Raw genomic sequence first — 20,434 nt, forward strand, 5'->3', positions numbered from 1 at the left:
AAAATGAAGGTACAAGCTTATTTAGCGTTTGATGGTAATTGTCAGGAAGCATTAAATTTTTATGGAGACTTATTTAATGCAGATATAAAGAACAAAGAAACCTATGAAGATAAAAAGATTGATGTACCATTAAACTACAGAAAAAAATTGCAACATGCAGAGTTAAAAGGTAAAGGCATTCACTTAATGGCTTATGATGCAGCTCCAGATACACCATTAAACAACGGAAATACAATTAGCATTAGCGTAGATTTAACTGATAAAGATGAAGCAGAAGATGTATTTAATAATTTATCAGCAGAAGGAATAACACATCATAACTTTAGAGAAAGAGAATGGGGTTATTTTGGAAGATGTACAGACAAATACGGAATTAGTTGGATGGTAAATTGCAACTGTTAAAATTAATTAATAATAAAAATGGATTGTAGGGAACTGCAATCCATTTTTTATCTTTACTAAAATCTACAGCTTGAAGTTTATAAAGTTTACAAAAAAAGGTATTTATTGCATTCCAGGTAAGTTCTATTTAGATCCATGGTATCCTGTAGACTATGCTATAATTTCACATGGTCATGCTGATCATGCAAGATGGGGTAACAAACACTACCTGTGTCATAATGATTCTAAAGCAATTTTAAAACACAGAATTGGGCAAGATATCTCCATAGAAAGTATGGGGTATAACGAACCTAAAACGATTAACGATGTAAAAGTTTCTTTTTATCCAGCAGGTCATATTATTGGCTCTGCACAAATTCGTTTAGAATATAAAGGTTATGTTATTGTGTTCTCTGGTGATTATAAAACCCAACCAGATTTTCTTACAGTGCCTTTCGAGCCTGTAAAATGTAATGAGTTCATTACAGAAAGCACTTTTGGTTTGCCTATTTATAAATGGAAAAGTGAATTAGAATTGCAAAACGAACTTCAAAATTGGGTGTTACAAAATCAGCAAAATAATAGAACAAGTGTTTTTATTGGTTACAGTTTAGGTAAAGCTCAAAGAATTATGAAGTTGGTAGAAGGTGTAGATGATATTTTTGTGCATTCTGCCATTAATAATTTAAACAAAGCCATTTCTAATTCAGGCATTAACATACCAAATACTACATTAATAACACCAGATTTCAATAAAAAAGAGATTCAAAACAAAATTGTAATTCTGCCACCAGCATTATTAGGTTCTAAAATGTTAAAACGCATTCCAAACGCAGCTACTGCTATTTGTTCAGGATGGATGCATATTCGTGGAAATAGAAGATGGAAAGGTGTAGATGCAGGTTTTGCAGTAAGTGATCATGCAGATTGGGATGGTTTGCTAGAAGCTGTGAAAGCTACAGAAGCAGAAAAAGTATATGTAACTCATGGCTCTCAGGCAGTTTTTTCTAAATATTTAAATGAAATTGGTATAGAAGCTCATGAGCTCAAAACAGAATTTGGAGAAGATGAATTAGCAAAACAAGACACTTTAAAAACCGAAACTGTTTAGCTATGAAAGACTTTTCTAACCTTATAAGTGCTATTGAAATCACGAATAAAACTAATGCTAAAATTGAAGCACTAGTCAATTATTTTAAAGTAGCTCCAGATAAAGATAAGTTGTGGTTAATCGCTCTATTTACAGGCAAAAGACCTAGCAGACCTGTAAAGTCGAACTTAATGAAAGAGTGGTGTATGCAAATTACTCAACTACCTGAATGGCTTTTTCTAGAAAGTTATTCTTCTGTAGGAGATTTAGGCGAAACTTTAGCCTTGTTATTGCCAAATCCAGAAAATGAAATTGAAAAACCACTACATGTTTGGATTGATGAACTCATCAACCTAAAATCAAAAACGGATGAAGAGAAAAAAGAATATGTTTTAAATGCTTGGAATGGCTTAAAGGCGCAAGAACGTTTAATTTTTAATAAATTAATTGGTGGAAGTTTTAGAATTGGCGTTTCTAAAAAAACACTTGTAAATGCTCTGGCAAAATTATCAGGTATAGATGTAAATCAATTAATGCACAGTATAATTGGTAATTGGACACCAAACACCATTTCTTTTGATGATTTATTGAGTGGTGAACATATTAATTACGACAATTCAAAACCATATCCTTTCTGCTTGGCTTATGCTTTAGAAAAAGATCTGGAAGATTTGGGCAGTGAAAATGAATGGCAGGTTGAGTATAAATGGGATGGTATTCGTGGTCAAATCATAAAAAGAGAAGGTGAAGTTTTTATTTGGTCTAGAGGAGAGGAATTGGTTACACAACAATTTCCAGAAATTGTAGAAGCAGTTTCACAATTACCAGGAAGTTTTGTTATTGATGGAGAAATTTTAGCCATAAAAGATAGTGCAGTATTGTTATTTAACGATTTGCAAAAACGGTTAAACCGTAAAAATGTTACTAAAAAGTTATTAGAAGAAGTACCTGTTGGTTTGTATGTTTATGATATTATTGAGTTAAATCATATTGATTTAAGGCAAGAATCAATGGCGCAAAGAAGAGATAAATTAGAAGAGCTATTTACACAAAATACAAGCGATATTTTAAAGCTATCAGAAGTAATTCAATTTAAAAAATGGAATGAATTAGATAATTTAAGAAATGCTGCAAGAAGTTTCAATAGCGAAGGTTTAATGCTAAAAAAGAAATCTTCTATATATCATGTAGGTCGTAAAAAAGGTGAATGGTGGAAATGGAAAGTAGATCCTTTAACCATAGATGCAGTTATGATTTATGCGCAAAAAGGAAGTGGAAGAAGAAGTTCTAAATACACAGATTATACCTTTGCAGTTCAAAATGAAGATAAATTAGTTACAGTTGCCAAAGCATATTCTGGCTTAACAGATAAAGAAATTACGGAAATTTCTAGATGGGTAAATAAAAATGCAATCGAAAAATTTGGGCCAGTAAGAACTGTAAAACCAGAATTAGTTTTCGAAATTGCTTTTGAAGGTATTGCCTATAGCAAACGTCACAAAAGTGGAGTTGCATTGCGTTTTCCAAGAATGAAACGTTGGCGAAAAGACAAAACTGTAAAAGATATTGACACCATAGAAAGTGTAAAAGCATTAATTGAGGCTAATTAAAAATCAACTACTAAAAACTATTTTTTGAGCAACTTTAAACAAAGCCAAGGTTATCAAATCATCCAAAACTGGATGCAAGAAAAAGGTCATGAACCTTTTAGTTTTCAGTCGCAAACTTGGGAACGTTATCATAACAATTTTAGTGGAATGGTGGTAGCTCCAACTGGATTTGGAAAAACATTTTCGGTTTTTCTAGCAGTGGTTATCGATTATTTAAATCATCCAAATAAATATAAAAAAGGATTAAAATTAATTTGGATTAGTCCCTTAAGGTCTTTGGCCAAAGATTTGGCAAAAGCAATGAATGATGCTGTAGAAGAAATAGGTTTAGATTGGGCAGTAGAAGTTAGGAATGGAGATACAGCTACTAAAGATAGAAGACGTCAAGAACGTTTAATGCCAGACGTTTTATTGACAACACCAGAAACCCTACACTTATTATTTTCTCAAAAGAAAAACTCAAGATGGTTTAAAAATGTTACTTGTATTGCTGTAGATGAATGGCATGAATTGTTGGGTTCTAAACGTGGTGTTTTAACAGAAATAGCCATTGCAAGAATTCGAAATTTATCACCCAAGTTAAGAATTTGGGGAATTTCTGCAACCATAGGCAACTTAGAAGAGGCAAAAGAGGTTTTAATTCCTTATGATGTAAAAACTACCATGATTCGTGCTAAAGAAAAGAAAAAAATTAAGATTACTTCTTTGTTGCCAGATCAAGTAGAAGAATTGTCTTGGGCAGGTCATTTGGGTAAACAAATGAGCTCAAAAATAATTCCGATTATTTATGAAAACACAACAACCTTAATATTTACTAATACAAGAAATCAAAGTGAACTTTGGTATCAAATAATTATTGATGAAGAGCCAGATTTAATTGGTCAAATTGCCATACATCATGGTTCTATAGATAAAGTTCAACGTAATTGGATTGAAGAAGCAATATCTCAAGGATTGTTAAAAGCTGTAGTTTGTACGTCATCATTAGATTTAGGGGTAGATTTTAAACCAGTAGATTGTGTAATTCAAATTGGTTCTGCAAAAGGAATTGCACGTTTTATGCAAAGAGCTGGTAGAAGTGGGCACTCTCCTTTTGAAACCTCTAAAATGTATGCAGTTCCTACACATTCTTTACAATTAATAGAAGTTGCTGCAGTAAAAGAGGCTGTAAAGCAAAAGGAAATTGAAGCCAGACAACCTTACGTATTAACCTATGATATTTTAGTGCAATTTTTAGTAACACTTGCAGTTGGTGAAGGTTTTAAACCAGAGGAAACCTATGCGTTTATCAAACAAATTCATGCCTTTCATTACTTAACAAAAGAAGAATTTGATTGGTGTATTCATTTTATTACTCAAGGTGGAAATACCTTAAATAGTTATGAGGAGTTTCATAAAGTAGTGCTTGAAGATGATGGCTTTTACAGAGTAAAAAGTAGAAGAATTGCCATGAATCATAGAATGAATATTGGGGTAATTGTGGGTGAAGTGATGCTTTTTGTAAAATTCTTTTCTGGGGGATATATAGGTATGGTTGAAGAGTATTTTATTTCTAAATTAAATAAAGGTGATGCTTTTGTTTTAGGAGGAAAAGTTGTAGAAATACAACAAATAAAAGACATGACAGTTCTGGTAAAAAGGAGCAAAAAGAAAAAAGCAATAACTCCAAGTTGGATGGGAGGAAGACTGCCTTTAACATCTGGCTTAACTCATTTTTTACGATTAAAACTAAGTGATGCTTTAACACCAAATAACAGAGAAAGAGAACTTAAGTTTCTCTATCCTTTATTAAAAAGACAAGAAACGAATTCGCATATTCCAAGGCATGATGAATTTTTAATAGAAATGATCGAAACCAAAGAAGGTTTTCATCTTTTTGTATATCCTTTTGAGGGTAGATTGGTACACGAAATTATGGCTTCTTTAATTGCTTACAGAATTAGTCAAATTAAGAAATTAACGTTTACTATTGCCATGAATGATTATGGTTTTGAGTTGTTAAGTGATCAAGAAATTCCGTTAACTGACGAAAATATGAATGCTATATTTTCTAAAGAAAATTTAATTAAAGATGTTACAGCAAGTATTAATGCAAGTGAAATGGCTTCACGTAAATTTAGAGATATTGCAGTAGTTGCTGGTTTAGTAATACAAACACAGCCAGGTAAACGCAAAACAAATAAAAGTTTACAATCATCATCTGGTTTAATATTTAGAGTGTTGAATGATTATGAGCCTTCTAATCTTTTACTGAAACAAGCCTATAATGAAGTGTTTGATTATGAGCTAGAAAAAGTACGTTTACAAGCTGCTTTTCAACGTATTTCTAAGAGTAAAATTATTTTGAAAAAAGCCAGTAATTTTACACCTTTGAGCTTTCCTTTAAAAGTAGATAGTTTAAGAGGTACAATGAGTAACGAAGACTTAAGCAAACGTATAGAGCGTATACAAAAGCAGGCTTTAAAATGATGCAAAACATTTCTATTATTTCTAAAACTATTCCTTGTAGTGATGAAGTTTTAGAACTTACCAATCAACGTGTAATTTACTGGAAAGCTGAAAAAAGTTTAATTTTGAGTGATTTGCATATTGGTAAATCTGCTCACTTTCAAAAGAGTGGAATTCCTATTCCTAAGAATGTTTTAACTACAGATTTAGAAAGATTAAAGCAACTCATTTTACATTTTAAAGCAGAAAATTTAATTATAGTTGGCGATTTATTTCATGCAGAGTACAATTCAGATTTAGATGAATTTAAAACTTGGCTTACCCAATTTTCTAATTTATCTATACAATTAATTAAAGGAAATCATGATCGGTTTTCTAACTCGATTTATGAACAATTTAAAATCGAAGTTTTCAAGAAGGATTTAGTGTTAAATTGCTTAAAATTTGTGCATGATTTTCTAACACCTTCTCCAGATTATTTTACAATTTCTGGGCACACACATCCAGGAGTTTTTATAAAAGGAAAAGGTAAGCAACGAATAAAATTACCTTGTTTTCAGGTAACCAATAACCAATTAATTTTACCTGCATTTAGTTTGTTTACGGGATTAAATACTAGAAGTGCGCCTAAAAACTGTAAGAATTATTGTTTTACCAATGATGGTATTTTCGAAATATAAGAGCTATGAAAATTTTTGATTTTTTTAACCAAGAACCAATTCTTCTCAGAATTATTTATGCGATAACTTTTGTATTGTTTTGGTATTATAGCTATTGTTTTTTTACAGACACTCCATTAGTTTACAAATACATTCCAATGATTATGAACTGTGGAATTCTTCTTTTGATTTTTAGAAAGATGAATTATAATTCAAAACAAAGAAAATAGCGTGTTTATTTCATTAAATAAGATTTTAAATCTTCGTAAAATAGAATATTTGTTGATCTGTTTAGTGTTTAAACGAAGTTTTAAATTATCAAATAAGCTAATCACTAAATTATCACCTAAATGAAAAAAACAATTTATTTGCTCATATTATTACTTTCTCATCAAACTATATCTTGTCAGAAAAAATTAATTTCAGGAAAAATTATAGATAATATAACTCAAAAAGGTATATATAATGTTCACGTATATTCTGCTAAATTAGGAGAAGGTACAATTACCAATGCTGATGGTAATTTTTATTTAATAGTTACTAATAATGATAATTTGCATTTCTCTTGCGTTGGTTTTGAAAAACAATCCATACAATTATCAGACAATGATACAGGTAATTTAGTTATCAAAATGAACCAAAAAATTGAAAGTTTAGATGAAATAGTTGTCAGCACAAAAACATTAACTGCTAATGAAATATTAAACAAGGTTTTTGACAATTTTGAGAAAAATCATTATGTAGAACCAGTTTATTATAATTTTTATAATAGGGTTATTAATTATAAAAAGGATAGTACTTTACAATCAATAGAAGAATATGCTGGAACTATTAAACAAAACAGAGCACACTTTACAAAATACAATATAGAAAAAGGACGTATAAAATATGTTACAAAAGATTCTGTACAGCAATTGAAAAAGCATAGAGTAGTTGCTATGGATAAAATGTACACAGATAATATATATAAATACAGAGAAGATTATCTTAAGAAAAAGGGTTTGAAAAAATATACTTATAAAGTTATAGGAAGAACTAATTTTTTAGATAGAAACTGTTATGAAATATCATTTTATACTGATAAAAGCACCTACTATAAAAAAGGAATATTGTACATAGATATGCAAGATTTTGCAATAATCAGAAAGATATTATTAGACAACGATAATGAAATTTTGAATGATATTACTTTTAAAAAAGAAAATGATAAATGGTATTTAAAGAAAGCAGAAGATTTTCATACTGGGTATTATACCCCAAATTTGACTGAAAAACGAATTACTTTATATAACTTTAAAACTATAGAAAACAATAATTTAAATTTTATAAAATTAACATCAGGAGATTTTAGCACTCAATTTACCAGTGATTTTAATGATAAATACTGGGAAAACAAAAATTTTATACCATTACCAAATTGGATAAAAGAACAACTTTATTAAAAAATTATTCCATTAAATAAGATTTTAAATCTTCGTAAGTACTAATTTTTAAAGCAACTTTTTCTTTATCAATTACCTTCTTAATTTGCTCTGGTATTGCAACACTAACAGGTAAAGTGCTTTCTACAACATCTAGAAATTTAACAGGATGTGCAGTTTCTAAAAAGATACCAATTTCGTTTTCTTGTAAACTATATTTTTCTAGACCTAAATAACCAACAGCTCCATGAGGATCTGACACATAGCCAGAAATGTCATAAATATCTTGCATTTTTTCTCGAGTTTCATCATCAGAAAAAGAATAAGAAGAAAATGAATTTTTTAATTGTTGTAAATCATTATTAAATAATTCTCTAATTCTTATAAAGTTGCTAGGATTACCAACATCCATAGCATTAGAAATGGTTGCTTTAGATGGTTTAGGTTTATACTCACCACTTTTTAAATAATTAGGCACAGTATCGTTTACATTGGTAGATGCAACAAAATGTTTCACTGGCAAACCTAACTTTTGAGCCATAATTCCTGCGCAAATATTACCAAAATTTCCACTTGGAACAGAAAAAACCAAGTCTTTCTTTTTTTGATGTAGTGCTTTATAAGCAAAGAAAAAGTAGAACATTTGTGGTAACCATCTTGCAATATTTATTGAATTTGCTGAGGTTAATTTCCTTTCAATTTCATCATCTAAGAATGCAGTTTTTACCATTTCTTGGCAATCGTCAAAGACGCCATCAACTTCTAAAGCTGTAATATTTTTACCTAAAGTTGTAAGTTGCTTTTCTTGAATATCGCTCACTTTTCCTGAAGGATATAAGATTACCACATTTACACCTTTTGCGCCTAAAAAGCCATTAGCTACTGCACCTCCAGTATCACCAGAAGTAGCCACTAAAACAGTAACTTCTTCATCATTATCTTTATTGAAATATTCTAAACATTGAGCCATAAATTTAGCGCCAACATCTTTAAAAGCCATTGTTGGGCCATGAAAAAGCTCTAGTGATGAAATTTGATTTGTAATTTTTTCGATAGGAAAATCGAAAGTAAGTGTATTTTTTATAATCTCTTTTAAAATAGGCTCAGGAATATCATTACCTACAAATTGTTTAATTACTTCAAAGGCAATTTCATGATTTGTGTAATCTGAAATATTTTGAATAAATGCAGTATCTAAAGGTGTTATTTCTTCTGGAAAATAGATTCCTCTGTCTTTCGCTAAACCTTCTATTACAGCTTTTTTAAAACTTGTTTTGGGTGATTTATGGTGTAAACTATAATATTGCATGTTAGTTAGATTCTAAAATTTTAATTCCTTGGTTGTTAATTTTTGAGGTAAATAAAGTGTATTCAATACCTTTATTCTTGTAGCTTTCATTAATTGCTGAGTGAACATCACTTGCACTTTTATCACCTTTACATAGCGCAAAAATGGTTGGCCCTGAGCCAGAAATTCCAGCTCCTAAAGCACCAGATTTTAAAGCTGCATTTTTAACATTATCAAAATAAGGAATGAGTTTTTTACGATAAGGCTCTACAATAATATCTACAAGAGAATTGCTAATTAACTTATAATCATTAGCATATAAGCCACTAATTAATCCACCAACATTTGCCCATTGAGTAATAGCATCTTTTAAGTCAATTTGTTTGGGTAAAACCTCTCTTGCATCTTTTGTTTTGACTTCTACTTGAGGATGAATGGCCACCAATCTTAATTCTTTGGGTACAGGAAGTTTTACAATTTCTAAGGGGTCATAACTTCTAATTAGTACAAAACCTCCATAAATGGCAGCAGCAACATTATCTGCAATTTGTGAACCACAAGCCACTTCTTCTCCATACATGGCAAACTTTACCAATTTTAATTCTGAGTAAATATTTCCTAATAATTGATTTGCTCCAAAAGCTGCACCTGCTGCACTTGCTGCAGAACTGCCTAAGCCACTTCCAGGAGAATAACCTTTTGATATGGTTAATTCTACTCCAAAATCGGCTTTAGCCTCAATCAACATTTTTTGAACTACTGCACTTGCTGCATTTTCATCTACATTATAAGATAATTTTGCTCCAGTAATATTGGTGATTTTTACACCTTTGCTTGCTGTTTTTGTAAATGTCATTTCATCTCCAACTGTATCAACAGCAAAACCAAGAGAGTCGAAACCACAAGAGACATTTGCTACAGTAGCAGGAGAAAATACTTTTAAATAGTTCATTTTTTATTGATTTGCAATTCGTATTACATCTGCAAAAATACCAGAAGCTGTTACATCTGCACCTGCACCTGCACCTTTTATGATTAAAGGATTTTCTGGATATCTGTCTGTGAAAAATAATACAATATTATCACTTCCTTCTAAATTATAAAAAGGATGATCTGCAGGAATTTCTTGTAGTCCCACATTTGCTTGTCCATTTGCAAATTCAGCCACATATTTTAAACGTGAATTTTTTTCTTGTGCTTTATTAAAAATCTGTTGAAAATGATTTTCATTCTTTGTTAAAGTAGCATAGAAATCATCATTATTTGTAGTTTTTAAACTTTCCTCAGGTAAAAAGGCGTTGTTTTTAATTTCTTCTAATTCCAGTTGATAACCACTTTCACGTGCTAAAATCAAAATTTTTCTGGCAACATCAATTCCACTTAAATCTATTTTAGGATCTGGTTCTGTATAGCCTTCTTTTTGAGCTTGAAGAACTACATCATGAAAAGTTGTTTCTGTATTAAAATTATTGAAAACAAAGTTTAAACTGCCAGATAAAACTGCTTGTATTTTATGAATGCGATCTCCTGAATTTACCAAGTTTTTTAAAGTGTCAATAACAGGTAAACCTGCACCAACATTTGTTTCAAATAAAAACGAAGCATTGTATTTTTTAGAAAGGTTTTTTAAATTTTTATAATTACTAAATTCAGAAGCACAGGCAATTTTATTGCAAGTTACCACAGAAATACTATCTTTTAAATAGTTGGCATAAACTTCAGATACGCTTTTGTTAGCTGTATTATCTATAAAAACGCTATTCCTTAAATTTAGTTTTTTTACTTGCTCATGAAAAGCGGTTAATGAAGTTTCTTTTCCATCACCTAGTAGTTCTTTCCAGTTTTTTAGGTTTATTCCAGATTTATCAAAAAACATTTTTCTTGAGTTAGAAATACCAATTACTCTAATATTTAGTTTAAGATTCTCCTTTAAAAATTTCTTCTGTTGGTGTATTTGTGCTAAAAAGCGCTCTCCAACATTTCCAACTCCTGTTACAAATAGGTTGAGTTGTTTAGTGCGTTCTTCAAAAAATTGTTCATGTAAGGCATTCAGTGCTTTCTTAGCATCAAAACTATTAATTACTGCAGAAATGTTTTTTTCTGATGAACCTTGGGCAATAGCTCTCACATTTACATTGTTTCTACCTAAAGTACTAAACATTTGTCCACTTAAACCCTGGTAATTTTTCATGCTTTCTCCGACAACAGCTATAATTGCCAAATCGTTTTCAACATTAATAGGTTTAATTTTCTTACGATCTATTTCAATGCTAAAAGTTGCATCTAAAACTTCTTTAGCTTTTACAGCATCAGCTTCATAAATACCAACACATATTGAGTGCTCTGAAGATGCCTGAGTAATGAAAACTACATTTATTTGTGCTAGAGATAAAGCTTCGAATAAACGTTTTGAAAAACCAGGAATACCAATCATTCCTCCACCCTCTAGAGTAATTAAGCTAATTTCATCGATATGTGAAATTCCTTTTACATCACTTTTACTTTGTGGATTTTTACAAATTAAAGTACCCTCATTCTCTGGTGAAAATGTGTTTTTGATTTTTATGGGGATGTCTTTTCTTAAAGCAGGTTGTATTGTTGGTGGATACAAAACTTTTGCTCCAAAATGAGAAAGTTCCATAGCTTCTTCGTAAGAAATTTCTGGAATAGGATGTGCTTGTTTTACTACACTTGGGTTTGCTGTGAACATTCCTGAAACGTCTGTCCAAATTTGTAGTTCAGAGGCATTTAAAGCTGCTGCATAAATAGCAGCAGAAAAATCAGAACCTCCTCTACCTAAAGTAGTTATTTCGTTTTCTAGATTAGAAGAAATAAAACCACCTAAAACCGTTATTTGATGCTGATTGTTTTTAAAATAGCTAGCTATTAATGCATCTGTTTTCTCAAAATTAACCTGTGCATTTAAATAAATATCATTGGTAATAATTAATTCTCTGCTGTCTTTATGAGTTGCATTTAAATTTTCTTTTGCTGCATTTGCAATGATGTAAGAAGATAACCTTTCTCCAAAACTAGAAACTTTAGCCAAGGTTTTGTCAGACAGTTCTTGTAGAAGAAAAATACCTTCGTAAATGGCATTTAATTTGGTAAAAAGTATTTCTACATTTTCTAGAACTTCATCAGTATTAGTTTTAACCAAGTCATTAATTACTGTAAAATGCAATGTTTTAATTTCTGCTAAAATTTGTTTAGCATGCTCCGCATTTTGCAATGCTTTGGTTGCACCTGCCAATAGTTTGTTTGTGGTTTTGCCAAATGCAGAAACTACAACTGCTATTTTATCTTCTTTAGATGTATTTGCAATAATGCTTAATACTTGTTTTATGTTTTCTGAGTTTGCGACTGATGAGCCTCCAAATTTTAATACTTTCATCTTGTAATTTTAAGTATTCAATAAATAATATGTTTTGATCGAATTGCTTTTGCAATGCTTGATAACCTGATATAATATGAATAGAAATAAACCCTTAAAGGGTTGTAGTAGTTGTAGAGCGAATTAAACCACCAAAAGTAGTTGCTACTGTAGCAGTAGTTTGTAGTAATTGATTATGTATTTTAGATAAAATCACACCACAAAAATAGAAGTATTATTTATTCAAGGGTAATGGATTGTCAATTATTTTCTAAAATTGACCAATAAATGAATACTTGATAAAATATGATTGTCAATAAAATGAAAATAGCATTATTTGTGGGTGAAATTTGCTTTTTCTTTAATAACTGAAGAAATGGATTTGTTTTGAATTTTACTTTCTAACCAAGAAAGGATGTCTAAGTATAAAAAGGCTCTTTTCTCATATGGATGATCTTCATACACCTTTAATTTTGCATGAATTTTCTTAAACTCATTTTTAATTTCATGAGGAAAAACATCACTTAAGTCTCTTATAGATGTCAAGAATACTTTTTGAACTTCCTGCAAATTTTCCATTTTTAATAGAAATTTATAGGTATCTACAAACTGCCTTTCTAAATCGTAATCTAGACCACATTCATAATGTGCAATTAAATTTAGAACTCTTGCAAAACACTGTAAATCTTCAGCAGAACTTAAGTTTTTAGACTTGATTATTTTTTGCAAATAGGCAATGCACAATTCATTTTTGCCCATACCAAAGTACAAACAAGCAATTTTGTAGTATAGCATTACAATGTAATGGCTGTCTAATCTATTTTGATATTCTTCTAATTTTTTGTTGATGATATCAACCAAATATTCACCTTCAGAAAAAGTGGCTTCTAAAAAGTGTAAGTGCAATTTATTGGCATATAAATATTGAAAAATCAATAAATCTGTATTCATGTTAGAAGGGATTACCTTCTTATCTACATCATCTTCAAATGCTTTAAGTTCACTCTTAAAAGTTGAAGCTTTTTTTACAAAAAAAGAAGCTTCTAATAAGTAGTTAATTCCTTTTAAATAAAATACAGGATGTTGAGTTATGTACTTTTTATCTGCTTTGAATAGTGAAACCCATTGACTTGCATACTTGTAACTATGTAAAAAATCTTGAGTTAAAAAACTAAACCACAAATGACTTTTATACAACCATAACTTTTCTCTAAAACCAAAAGTTTCAAAATTGTATTTAGGTAATTTGCTGTAAAAATATTGATTAATAAATTCTAATTCCTCGTTATTTTTTACATAACCATTCTGTAAAAGATGACTGTATAATTGTAGTGATAAATTAGATAGTTTACTAGCAATAACATTTTGCTGGCTTAAGGTTTTTGCTTGCACAGAAAGTTGATCTGCTCTATTGCTTAAACTTCGGGTAATATATTGTGTTTCAATGACCTTCTCAAGTTCTACAATTTCGTAGGCAATGTTTTTTTCTTCATTGTCTAAGGCCAAGTTTTTTGCTTTATCTAATAATTTTAAGCTCTGTTTGTATAATCCTTTTTGGTATAAGACAGTAGCAAAGTCTAATTGTTCTCTAATTTGAATTCTAATATTCTTATGAGCAGGATTTAATCGCAAACTAATTAAAATCTGCTTGTATAAATGTGCTTTTAGATTTGATAATTGTTGTTTAGAAACAATGCCACTATTAATAATTTCTTTCTCATCGTAAGCTTTTAGTTTTTCTAAAAACTTAAAAAGTGAGAAAAATTTGGCATCAACATTTCCACCTAATCTACCTACATACAAGTTAAATTGTCTCTTCTCAGATTTGGTTAAAGACTTAATTAAAACGAAAAGAGCATCATTTTGTTGGCTGACTGATGTAAGCTTTTTAATCATAAAAAATTGATTATTAAATACTTAAGTTTTTATATAGGATATTAGAAATCGTACAAAGTGGTAAAAGTAACTATTTATTTTAATCTCATTAAATACTTTTGATTAAATATAAAGTCAATTTTTTTAATTATGCAAAACAATCAAGTTCAAATATTTGATACAACTCTTAGAGATGGAGAACAAGTTCCAGGTTGTAAGTTAGATACTACCCAAAAGTTAGTTATTGCAGAAAGATTAGACTTATTAGGCGTAAATGTTATAGAAGCAGGTTTTCCAGTTTCTAGCCCAGGAGATTTTAAATCGGTTTCAGAAATTGCAAAAATTGTTAAAAATGCTACAGTTTGTGGCTTAACAAGAGCCGTAGAAAATGACATTAAAGTTGCTGCAGAGGCATTGAAATATGCCAAATTCCCTAGAATTCATACTGGTATTGGTACAAGTGATTCTCATATAAAATATAAATTCAATTCAACCAGAGAACAAGTTATAGAAAGAGCTGTAAAAGCAGTTGCTTACTCTAAAACCTTTGTTGAAGATGTAGAGTTTTATGCAGAAGATGCAGGTAGAACAGACAATGAATTTTTAGCAAGAGTTTGTGAAGAAGTAATTAAAGCAGGGGCTACTGTTTTAAATATTCCAGATACTACAGGATATTGTTTGCCTGAAGAATATGGTGCAAAAATGAAATACTTAAGAGAAAATGTAAAAGGTATAGAAAATGTTACACTTTCTTGTCATTGTCATAACGATTTAGGTTTGGCTACAGCAAATTCAATAGCAGGTGTTGTAAATGGTGCTCGTCAAATTGAATGTACTATAAACGGAATTGGTGAAAGAGCAGGTAACACAGCTTTAGAAGAGGTGGTTATGATATTAAATCAGCATCCTTATTTAAATCTAGAAACAAGTATCAATACAAAATTACTGTACGATACAAGTATGATGGTTCGTGAAAAAATGGGAATGCCAGTACAACCAAATAAAGCAATTGTGGGTGCTAATGCATTTGCACACAGTTCAGGAATTCATCAAGATGGAGTCATAAAAAACAGGGAAACTTATGAAATTATGGATCCTGAAGATGTAGGTGTTACCGAAAGTGCTATTGTATTAACAGCTAGAAGTGGTAGAGCAGCTTTGGCTTATAGAGCTAAAAAAGTAGGTTATGAACTAACTAAAGTTCAGTTAGATGAAGCTTACAAAGCCTTTTTAAACATGGCAGATCAGCAAAAAGAAATAAAAGATGAAGACATACATGTCATCATGAAAAAAGTTAGTAATTTAGAGAAGTCAGCTATTGCATAAAATACTAGTACTATGAAATTTAATATAGCAGTAATTCCAGGAGATGGTATAGGTCCAGAGGTTGTAGAGCAAGCAAAAAAAGCTTTAAATGCAGTTGCTGAAGCATATGATCATATATTTATTTATAAAGAAGCGCAATTGGGTGCAAATGCCATTGATGCTACAGGAGGTCCTTTACCAAAAGAAACAATTACTATTTGTAAAAGTGCAGATGCTATATTATTTGGTGCAGTTGGTGATCCTAAGTACGATAATGATCCATCAGCTAAAATTCGTCCAGAACAAGGCTTGCTAAATTTAAGAAGAGAATTAGATTTATATTGCAATGTTAGGCCAGTAAAGGCTTACGATAATCTAATATCTAACTCCCCATTAAAAAGAGAAGTAATAAAAAATGCAGATTTTGTTATTTATAGAGAATTAACAGGAGGTATTTATTTTGGTGAAAAAACATTAAGCGAAGACAAGCAAACTGCACATGACGTTTCTACTTATACAGTAAAACAAATTTCTAGAGTTGCTCATTTGGCATTTCAAGCAGCACAAAAACGTAAGAAGAAAGTAACTTTGGTAGATAAAGCAAATGTTTTAGAAACTTCTCGTTTATGGAGAAAAACAGTTTCAGAAATAGCCAAAGACTATAAAGATGTAGAACTAGAATATTTATTTGTAGACAATGCAGCTATGAAAATGATTCTAAATCCTACGCATTTCGATGTCATATTAACAGAAAATCTTTTTGGAGACATGATTTCTGATGTGGCAAGTTCACTTTGTGGCTCAATAGGTTTATTGGCATCATCTTCTATTGGTTCAGAAAATGGTTTGTTTGAGCCTATTCACGGCTCATATTCGCAAGCAAAAGGTAAAGATATTGCAAATCCGTTAGCTTCTATTTTATCAGCAGCAATGATGTTGCAGTATTTAGGTTTACATGAAGAGGCAGATGCTATAGAAAGAGCTGTAGACAAGTCTTTAGCTTTAGGTATCACTACTCAAGATATCAAAAGAAAAATGCAGAAATCAACAACAACTTCTAAGGTTGGCGATTTTGTAGCAGATTATATTACCAATCAAGATGATAGTAATATGAACTTTAGAAACATTCACATGGGTCAAAGCACCATTATTTAGTAGCTATTTCCAGCTTTCAGTACTCGCTTTTTTTGAAATCTGAATTAAATTCAGTTTCAAAAAAGAGCTCAAACAAGTGCCTCAATCTGGGCTAAACTTGTTTGTGAACTAAAGTCAGTTTTAGAAATATCAAATTCTTATTAAAATAAAAAATTCTTTAAAAATATTATAACTATTGAATATCATTTTAAAATATAATTAAACAACTGTTATTCAGTAAATTAAATAGTTATTTTTTAACCTGAATTTAAACGAAGTCATTGTAGTATTATTAAAAAAATAGCGCAATTATAATATTTTTGTTAACACAGAAACAGTTTGTAAATGGAATTAAATAAACATAGCAAAAGATTAACCCAAGACGAATCTCAACCAGCTTCTCAAGCCATGTTGTATGCAGTAGGTTTATCAGAAGAAGATATGAGCAAAGCCCAAGTTGGTATTGCAAGTACAGGTTATGATGGTAATCCATGTAATATGCATCTAAACAATTTAGCTGCAGAAGTTAAAGTAGAAAGTAAAATTGCTGGTTTAGTTGGGTTAGGTTTTAATACTATTGGAGTTTCAGACGGAATTTCTATGGGAACTTCTGGTATGAATTATTCTTTAGCTTCCAGAGATATAATTGCAGATTCAATAGAAACTGTAATGAATGCTCAAAGTTATGATGCCTTAGTTTCTGTGGTAGGTTGTGACAAAAATATGCCAGGAGCTGTAATTGCAATGTTACGTTTAAATAGGCCATCAATTATGATGTATGGAGGTACAATTGCCTCTGGTAGTTATAAAGGTAAAAAATTAAATATTGTATCTGCCTTTGAAGCTTTAGGTCAAAAAGTAGCTGGAGAAATAGATGAGAATGAATACAAAGAAATTATAAAAAGAGCCATTCCAGGAGCAGGTGCTTGTGGAGGTATGTATACTGCAAATACAATGGCTTCTGCAATAGAATGTATGGGTTTTGCTTTGCCTTATAATTCTTCTATTCCAGCAGAAAATCCAAATAAACTATCTGAAGCAGAAAGAACAGCTTTAGCTATTAAAAACTTATTAGAGTTAGATTTAAAACCTTTAGATATCATTTCTAAAAAGTCGTTAGAAAATGCTGTTGCTTTAGTAAATGCTTTGGGTGGATCTACAAATGCAGTTTTACACTTTTTAGCTATAGCACATGCAGCAGAAATAGATTTTACTTTAGAAGATTTTCAAAAAGTATCAGATAGAACGCCTTTAATTGCAGATTTGAAACCATCAGGAAAATATTTAATGGAAGATGTTCATGGAGTTGGAGGTACGCCTGCAATTATGAAATATTTATTGGATAATGGGTATTTGCATGGAGATTGCTTAACTGTTACAGGTAAAACTTTAGCAGAAAACTTGGCAGATGTTAAAGCAATGGAGTTTGAAGCTCAAGATGTTATTTATCCAAAAGATAAAGCTTTAAAAACGTCAGGAAACATTCAAATCATTTATGGAAATCTAGCAACAGAAGGTGCAGTAGCTAAAATTTCTGGAAACGAAGGCTTGTTGTTTGAAGGTAAAGCTGTGGTTTACGATGGTGAGCAAGCAGCAAATACAGGTATTTCTAATGGTGAAGTAGAAAAAGGTGATGTAGTTGTTATTAGATATGTGGGGCCAAAAGGTGGGCCAGGAATGCCAGAAATGTTAAAGCCAACTTCTTTAATTATGGGAGCAGGTTTAGGTAAATCTGTAGCTTTAATAACAGATGGACGTTTTTCTGGAGGTACACATGGTTTTGTTGTGGGGCATATTACACCAGAAGCACAATCAGGAGGAGCTATTGGGCTTTTAGAAACAGGTGATAAAATTAGAATTAGTGCAGAAGACAACTCAATAAATGTGCTTATTTCTGATGAAGAGTTAGAGAAAAGAAGAGCAAATTGGGTGGCTCCTGCTTTAAAACATAAAAAAGGAATTTTATACAAGTACGCAAAATCTGTAGCCTCTGCATCTAAAGGATGTGTTACTGATTTATAAATAAATGAATTAAGATTTAAGAGAAAAGAGCAAGTGTCAAATACAAAAAAGTTTTGAGCTAATTTCTTTAAACTCTTATTTAAAAGTAAGAATTATGGAGACAAAAACCATATCAAGTACACAGTCAAAAGCTAAAGCAACAGAGCGTATTTCTGGAAGTGAGGCAATTGTTAGATGTTTAATTGAAGAAGGTGTTGATATTTTATACGGATATCCAGGAGGTGCAATTATGCCTGTCTATGATGAGTTGTATAAATACCAAGGTAAAATTCACCATGTTTTAACACGTCATGAGCAAGGTGCAACACATTCTGCACAAGGTTATGCACGTATTTCTGGAAAAGTTGGTGTTGCTATGGCTACCTCTGGTCCTGGAGCAACAAACCTAATTACAGGAATTGCAGATGCGCAAATAGATTCTACACCAATGGTTTGTATTACTGGACAAGTTGCGTCACATTTATTGGGTAGTGATGCTTTTCAAGAAACAGATATTGTTGGTATTTCAACTCCAGTTACGAAATGGAACTGCCAAATTACAAAGGCTGAAGATATTCCAAAAGCAATGGCAAAAGCATTTTACATTGCCAAAAGTGGAAGACCAGGTCCTGTTTTAGTAGATATTACAAAAGATGCTCAATTTGAAGAGTTTGATTTTGCTTACGAAAAATGTACTCATGTTAGAAGTTACAATCCTGTACCAACAACAGATATTACAAAGGTTAAAGAAGCTGCAGATCTAATAAACGCAGCAAAGAAACCAATGATTGTTTGGGGTCAAGGTGTAATTTTAGGTAAGGCAGAAGAAGAGTTTAAGGCTGTTGTAGAAAAAGCAGGAATACCTGCTGCTTGGACAATATTAGGAGCTTCTGCAATACCAACTTCACATCCATTAAATGTTGGTATGGTTGGTATGCATGGTAATTATGCACCAAATATTTTAACTAATGAATGTGATGTGCTTATTGCAATAGGTATGCGTTTTGATGATCGAGTTACAGGGAGTTTAAATACTTATGCAAAACAAGCCAAAGTAATTCACTTCGAAATTGATCCTGCAGAGATTGATAAAAATGTAAAATCTGATGTAGCAGTTTTGGGTGATGCAAAAAAGAGTTTAGCAGAACTTTTGCCATTTTTAGAAGAAAAATCTCACTCAGATTGGCATCAGAAATTTAAAGATCTGTATCAAATTGAATATGATAAAGTAATTAAAAACGATTTGTATCCTACAAAAGAAGGCCTAACAATGGGCGAGGTTTTAAAAGAAATCAACATTCAGAGTAAAGGTAAGGCTGCAATTGTAACAGATGTTGGTCAACATCAAATGGTTGCTTGTAGATATGCAGATTTTAACGTGTCTAAAAGTAATATCACTTCAGGTGGTTTAGGAACAATGGGCTTTGGTTTGCCAGCTGCAATTGGTGCAAAAATGGCAGCTCCAGTTCGTGAAGTAGTTTCTATTTCTGGAGATGGTGGTTACCAAATGACAATTCAAGAATTAGGTACTATTTTTCAGCAAAAAGCTGCAGTAAAAGTAGTGGTTTTAAATAATGATTTCTTAGGTATGGTTCGTCAATGGCAACAATTGTTTTTTGATAAAAGATATGCCTCTACAGAAATGGTGAATCCTAATTTTGTAGCTATTGCAGAAGGGTATTATATTAAGGCTAGAAAAGTTGCTAAACGTGAAGAATTAGCTGAGGCTGTAGCAGAAATGATGCAAAGTAAAGAAGCTTATTTCTTAGAAGTTTGCGTAGAAAAAGAAGATAATGTATTTCCAATGATACCTTCAGGAGCTAGTGTTTCTGATATAAGATTAGAATAA

The 20,434-nt window shown here is 31.1% G+C and carries 14 protein-coding genes; 10 read left to right on the forward strand and 4 right to left on the reverse strand.

Annotated features, from left to right (window positions below; all coding sequences use genetic code 11):
• The first annotated feature begins 3 nt into the window (after positions 1-3).
• From MED152_RS10060 to MED152_RS10085, 6 genes are all read left to right on the forward strand, one after another.
• Positions 4-402, forward strand: a complete 399-nt coding sequence (locus MED152_RS10060) for a VOC family protein (protein WP_015481771.1) — start codon at positions 4-6, stop codon at positions 400-402.
• A 70-nt stretch (positions 403-472) separates the two neighbouring features.
• Positions 473-1,492: a ligase-associated DNA damage response exonuclease gene (locus tag MED152_RS10065; protein WP_015481772.1), complete on the forward strand. Its 1,020-nt coding sequence runs from the start codon at positions 473-475 to the stop codon at positions 1,490-1,492.
• A gap of 2 nt (positions 1,493-1,494) precedes the next feature.
• Positions 1,495-3,081 carry an ATP-dependent DNA ligase gene (locus MED152_RS10070; protein WP_015481773.1) on the forward strand — a complete coding sequence of 529 codons (1,587 nt, stop codon included), beginning with the start codon at positions 1,495-1,497 and terminating at the stop codon, positions 3,079-3,081.
• 24 nt (positions 3,082-3,105) lie between these two features.
• On the forward strand, positions 3,106-5,550 hold the full coding sequence (locus MED152_RS10075; RefSeq protein WP_041383589.1) for a ligase-associated DNA damage response DEXH box helicase: 2,445 nt from the start codon (positions 3,106-3,108) through the stop codon (positions 5,548-5,550).
• Complete coding sequence (gene pdeM / locus MED152_RS10080) at positions 5,547-6,209, forward strand: ligase-associated DNA damage response endonuclease PdeM (protein ID WP_015481775.1); 663 nt, start codon at positions 5,547-5,549, stop codon at positions 6,207-6,209. The genes MED152_RS10075 and pdeM overlap by 4 nt, the downstream gene beginning before the upstream one ends.
• 329 nt (positions 6,210-6,538) lie before the next feature.
• A complete protein-coding gene (locus MED152_RS10085; RefSeq protein WP_015481776.1) occupies positions 6,539-7,630 on the forward strand; it encodes a carboxypeptidase-like regulatory domain-containing protein in 1,092 nt (363 codons plus the stop codon).
• A gap of 4 nt (positions 7,631-7,634) precedes the next feature.
• On the opposite strand, the gene thrC is transcribed toward MED152_RS10085, so the two are convergent.
• The 4 genes from thrC to MED152_RS10105 all read right to left on the reverse strand — a co-directional run bounded on the left by thrC (position 7,635) and on the right by MED152_RS10105 (position 14,166).
• Positions 7,635-8,918, reverse strand: a complete 1,284-nt coding sequence (gene thrC, locus MED152_RS10090; RefSeq protein ID WP_015481777.1) for a threonine synthase — start codon at positions 8,916-8,918, stop codon at positions 7,635-7,637.
• A gap of 1 nt (position 8,919) precedes the next feature.
• Positions 8,920-9,849: a homoserine kinase gene (locus tag MED152_RS10095; RefSeq protein WP_015481778.1), complete on the reverse strand. Its 930-nt coding sequence runs from the start codon at positions 9,847-9,849 to the stop codon at positions 8,920-8,922.
• Positions 9,850-9,852: 3 nt separating this feature from the next.
• Positions 9,853-12,291 carry a bifunctional aspartate kinase/homoserine dehydrogenase I gene (thrA, locus tag MED152_RS10100; protein ID WP_015481779.1) on the reverse strand — a complete coding sequence of 813 codons (2,439 nt, stop codon included), beginning with the start codon at positions 12,289-12,291 and terminating at the stop codon, positions 9,853-9,855.
• A gap of 312 nt (positions 12,292-12,603) precedes the next feature.
• Positions 12,604-14,166, reverse strand: coding sequence for a hypothetical protein (locus tag MED152_RS10105; protein WP_015481780.1), 1,563 nt, complete (start codon positions 14,164-14,166; stop codon positions 12,604-12,606).
• A gap of 129 nt (positions 14,167-14,295) precedes the next feature.
• Between MED152_RS10105 and MED152_RS10110 the strand changes: the two genes are divergently transcribed.
• The 4 genes from MED152_RS10110 (at position 14,296) to ilvB (ending at position 20,434) form a co-directional block, all read left to right on the forward strand.
• On the forward strand, positions 14,296-15,471 hold the full coding sequence (locus tag MED152_RS10110) for a 2-isopropylmalate synthase (RefSeq protein WP_015481781.1): 1,176 nt from the start codon (positions 14,296-14,298) through the stop codon (positions 15,469-15,471).
• A 12-nt stretch (positions 15,472-15,483) separates the two neighbouring features.
• Positions 15,484-16,605 (forward strand): 3-isopropylmalate dehydrogenase, encoded by a 1,122-nt coding sequence (leuB, locus tag MED152_RS10115; protein ID WP_015481782.1) that lies wholly within the window; start codon positions 15,484-15,486, stop codon positions 16,603-16,605.
• A gap of 324 nt (positions 16,606-16,929) precedes the next feature.
• Positions 16,930-18,606, forward strand: a complete 1,677-nt coding sequence (gene ilvD / locus MED152_RS10120) for a dihydroxy-acid dehydratase (protein ID WP_015481783.1) — start codon at positions 16,930-16,932, stop codon at positions 18,604-18,606.
• Between the two features lie 94 nt (positions 18,607-18,700).
• Positions 18,701-20,434 carry a biosynthetic-type acetolactate synthase large subunit gene (ilvB, locus tag MED152_RS10125; RefSeq protein WP_015481784.1) on the forward strand — a complete coding sequence of 578 codons (1,734 nt, stop codon included), beginning with the start codon at positions 18,701-18,703 and terminating at the stop codon, positions 20,432-20,434.

This window comes from Polaribacter sp. MED152 (genome assembly GCF_000152945.2).
In the GTDB taxonomy this organism is placed as follows: Bacteria; Bacteroidota; Bacteroidia; order Flavobacteriales; family Flavobacteriaceae; genus Polaribacter.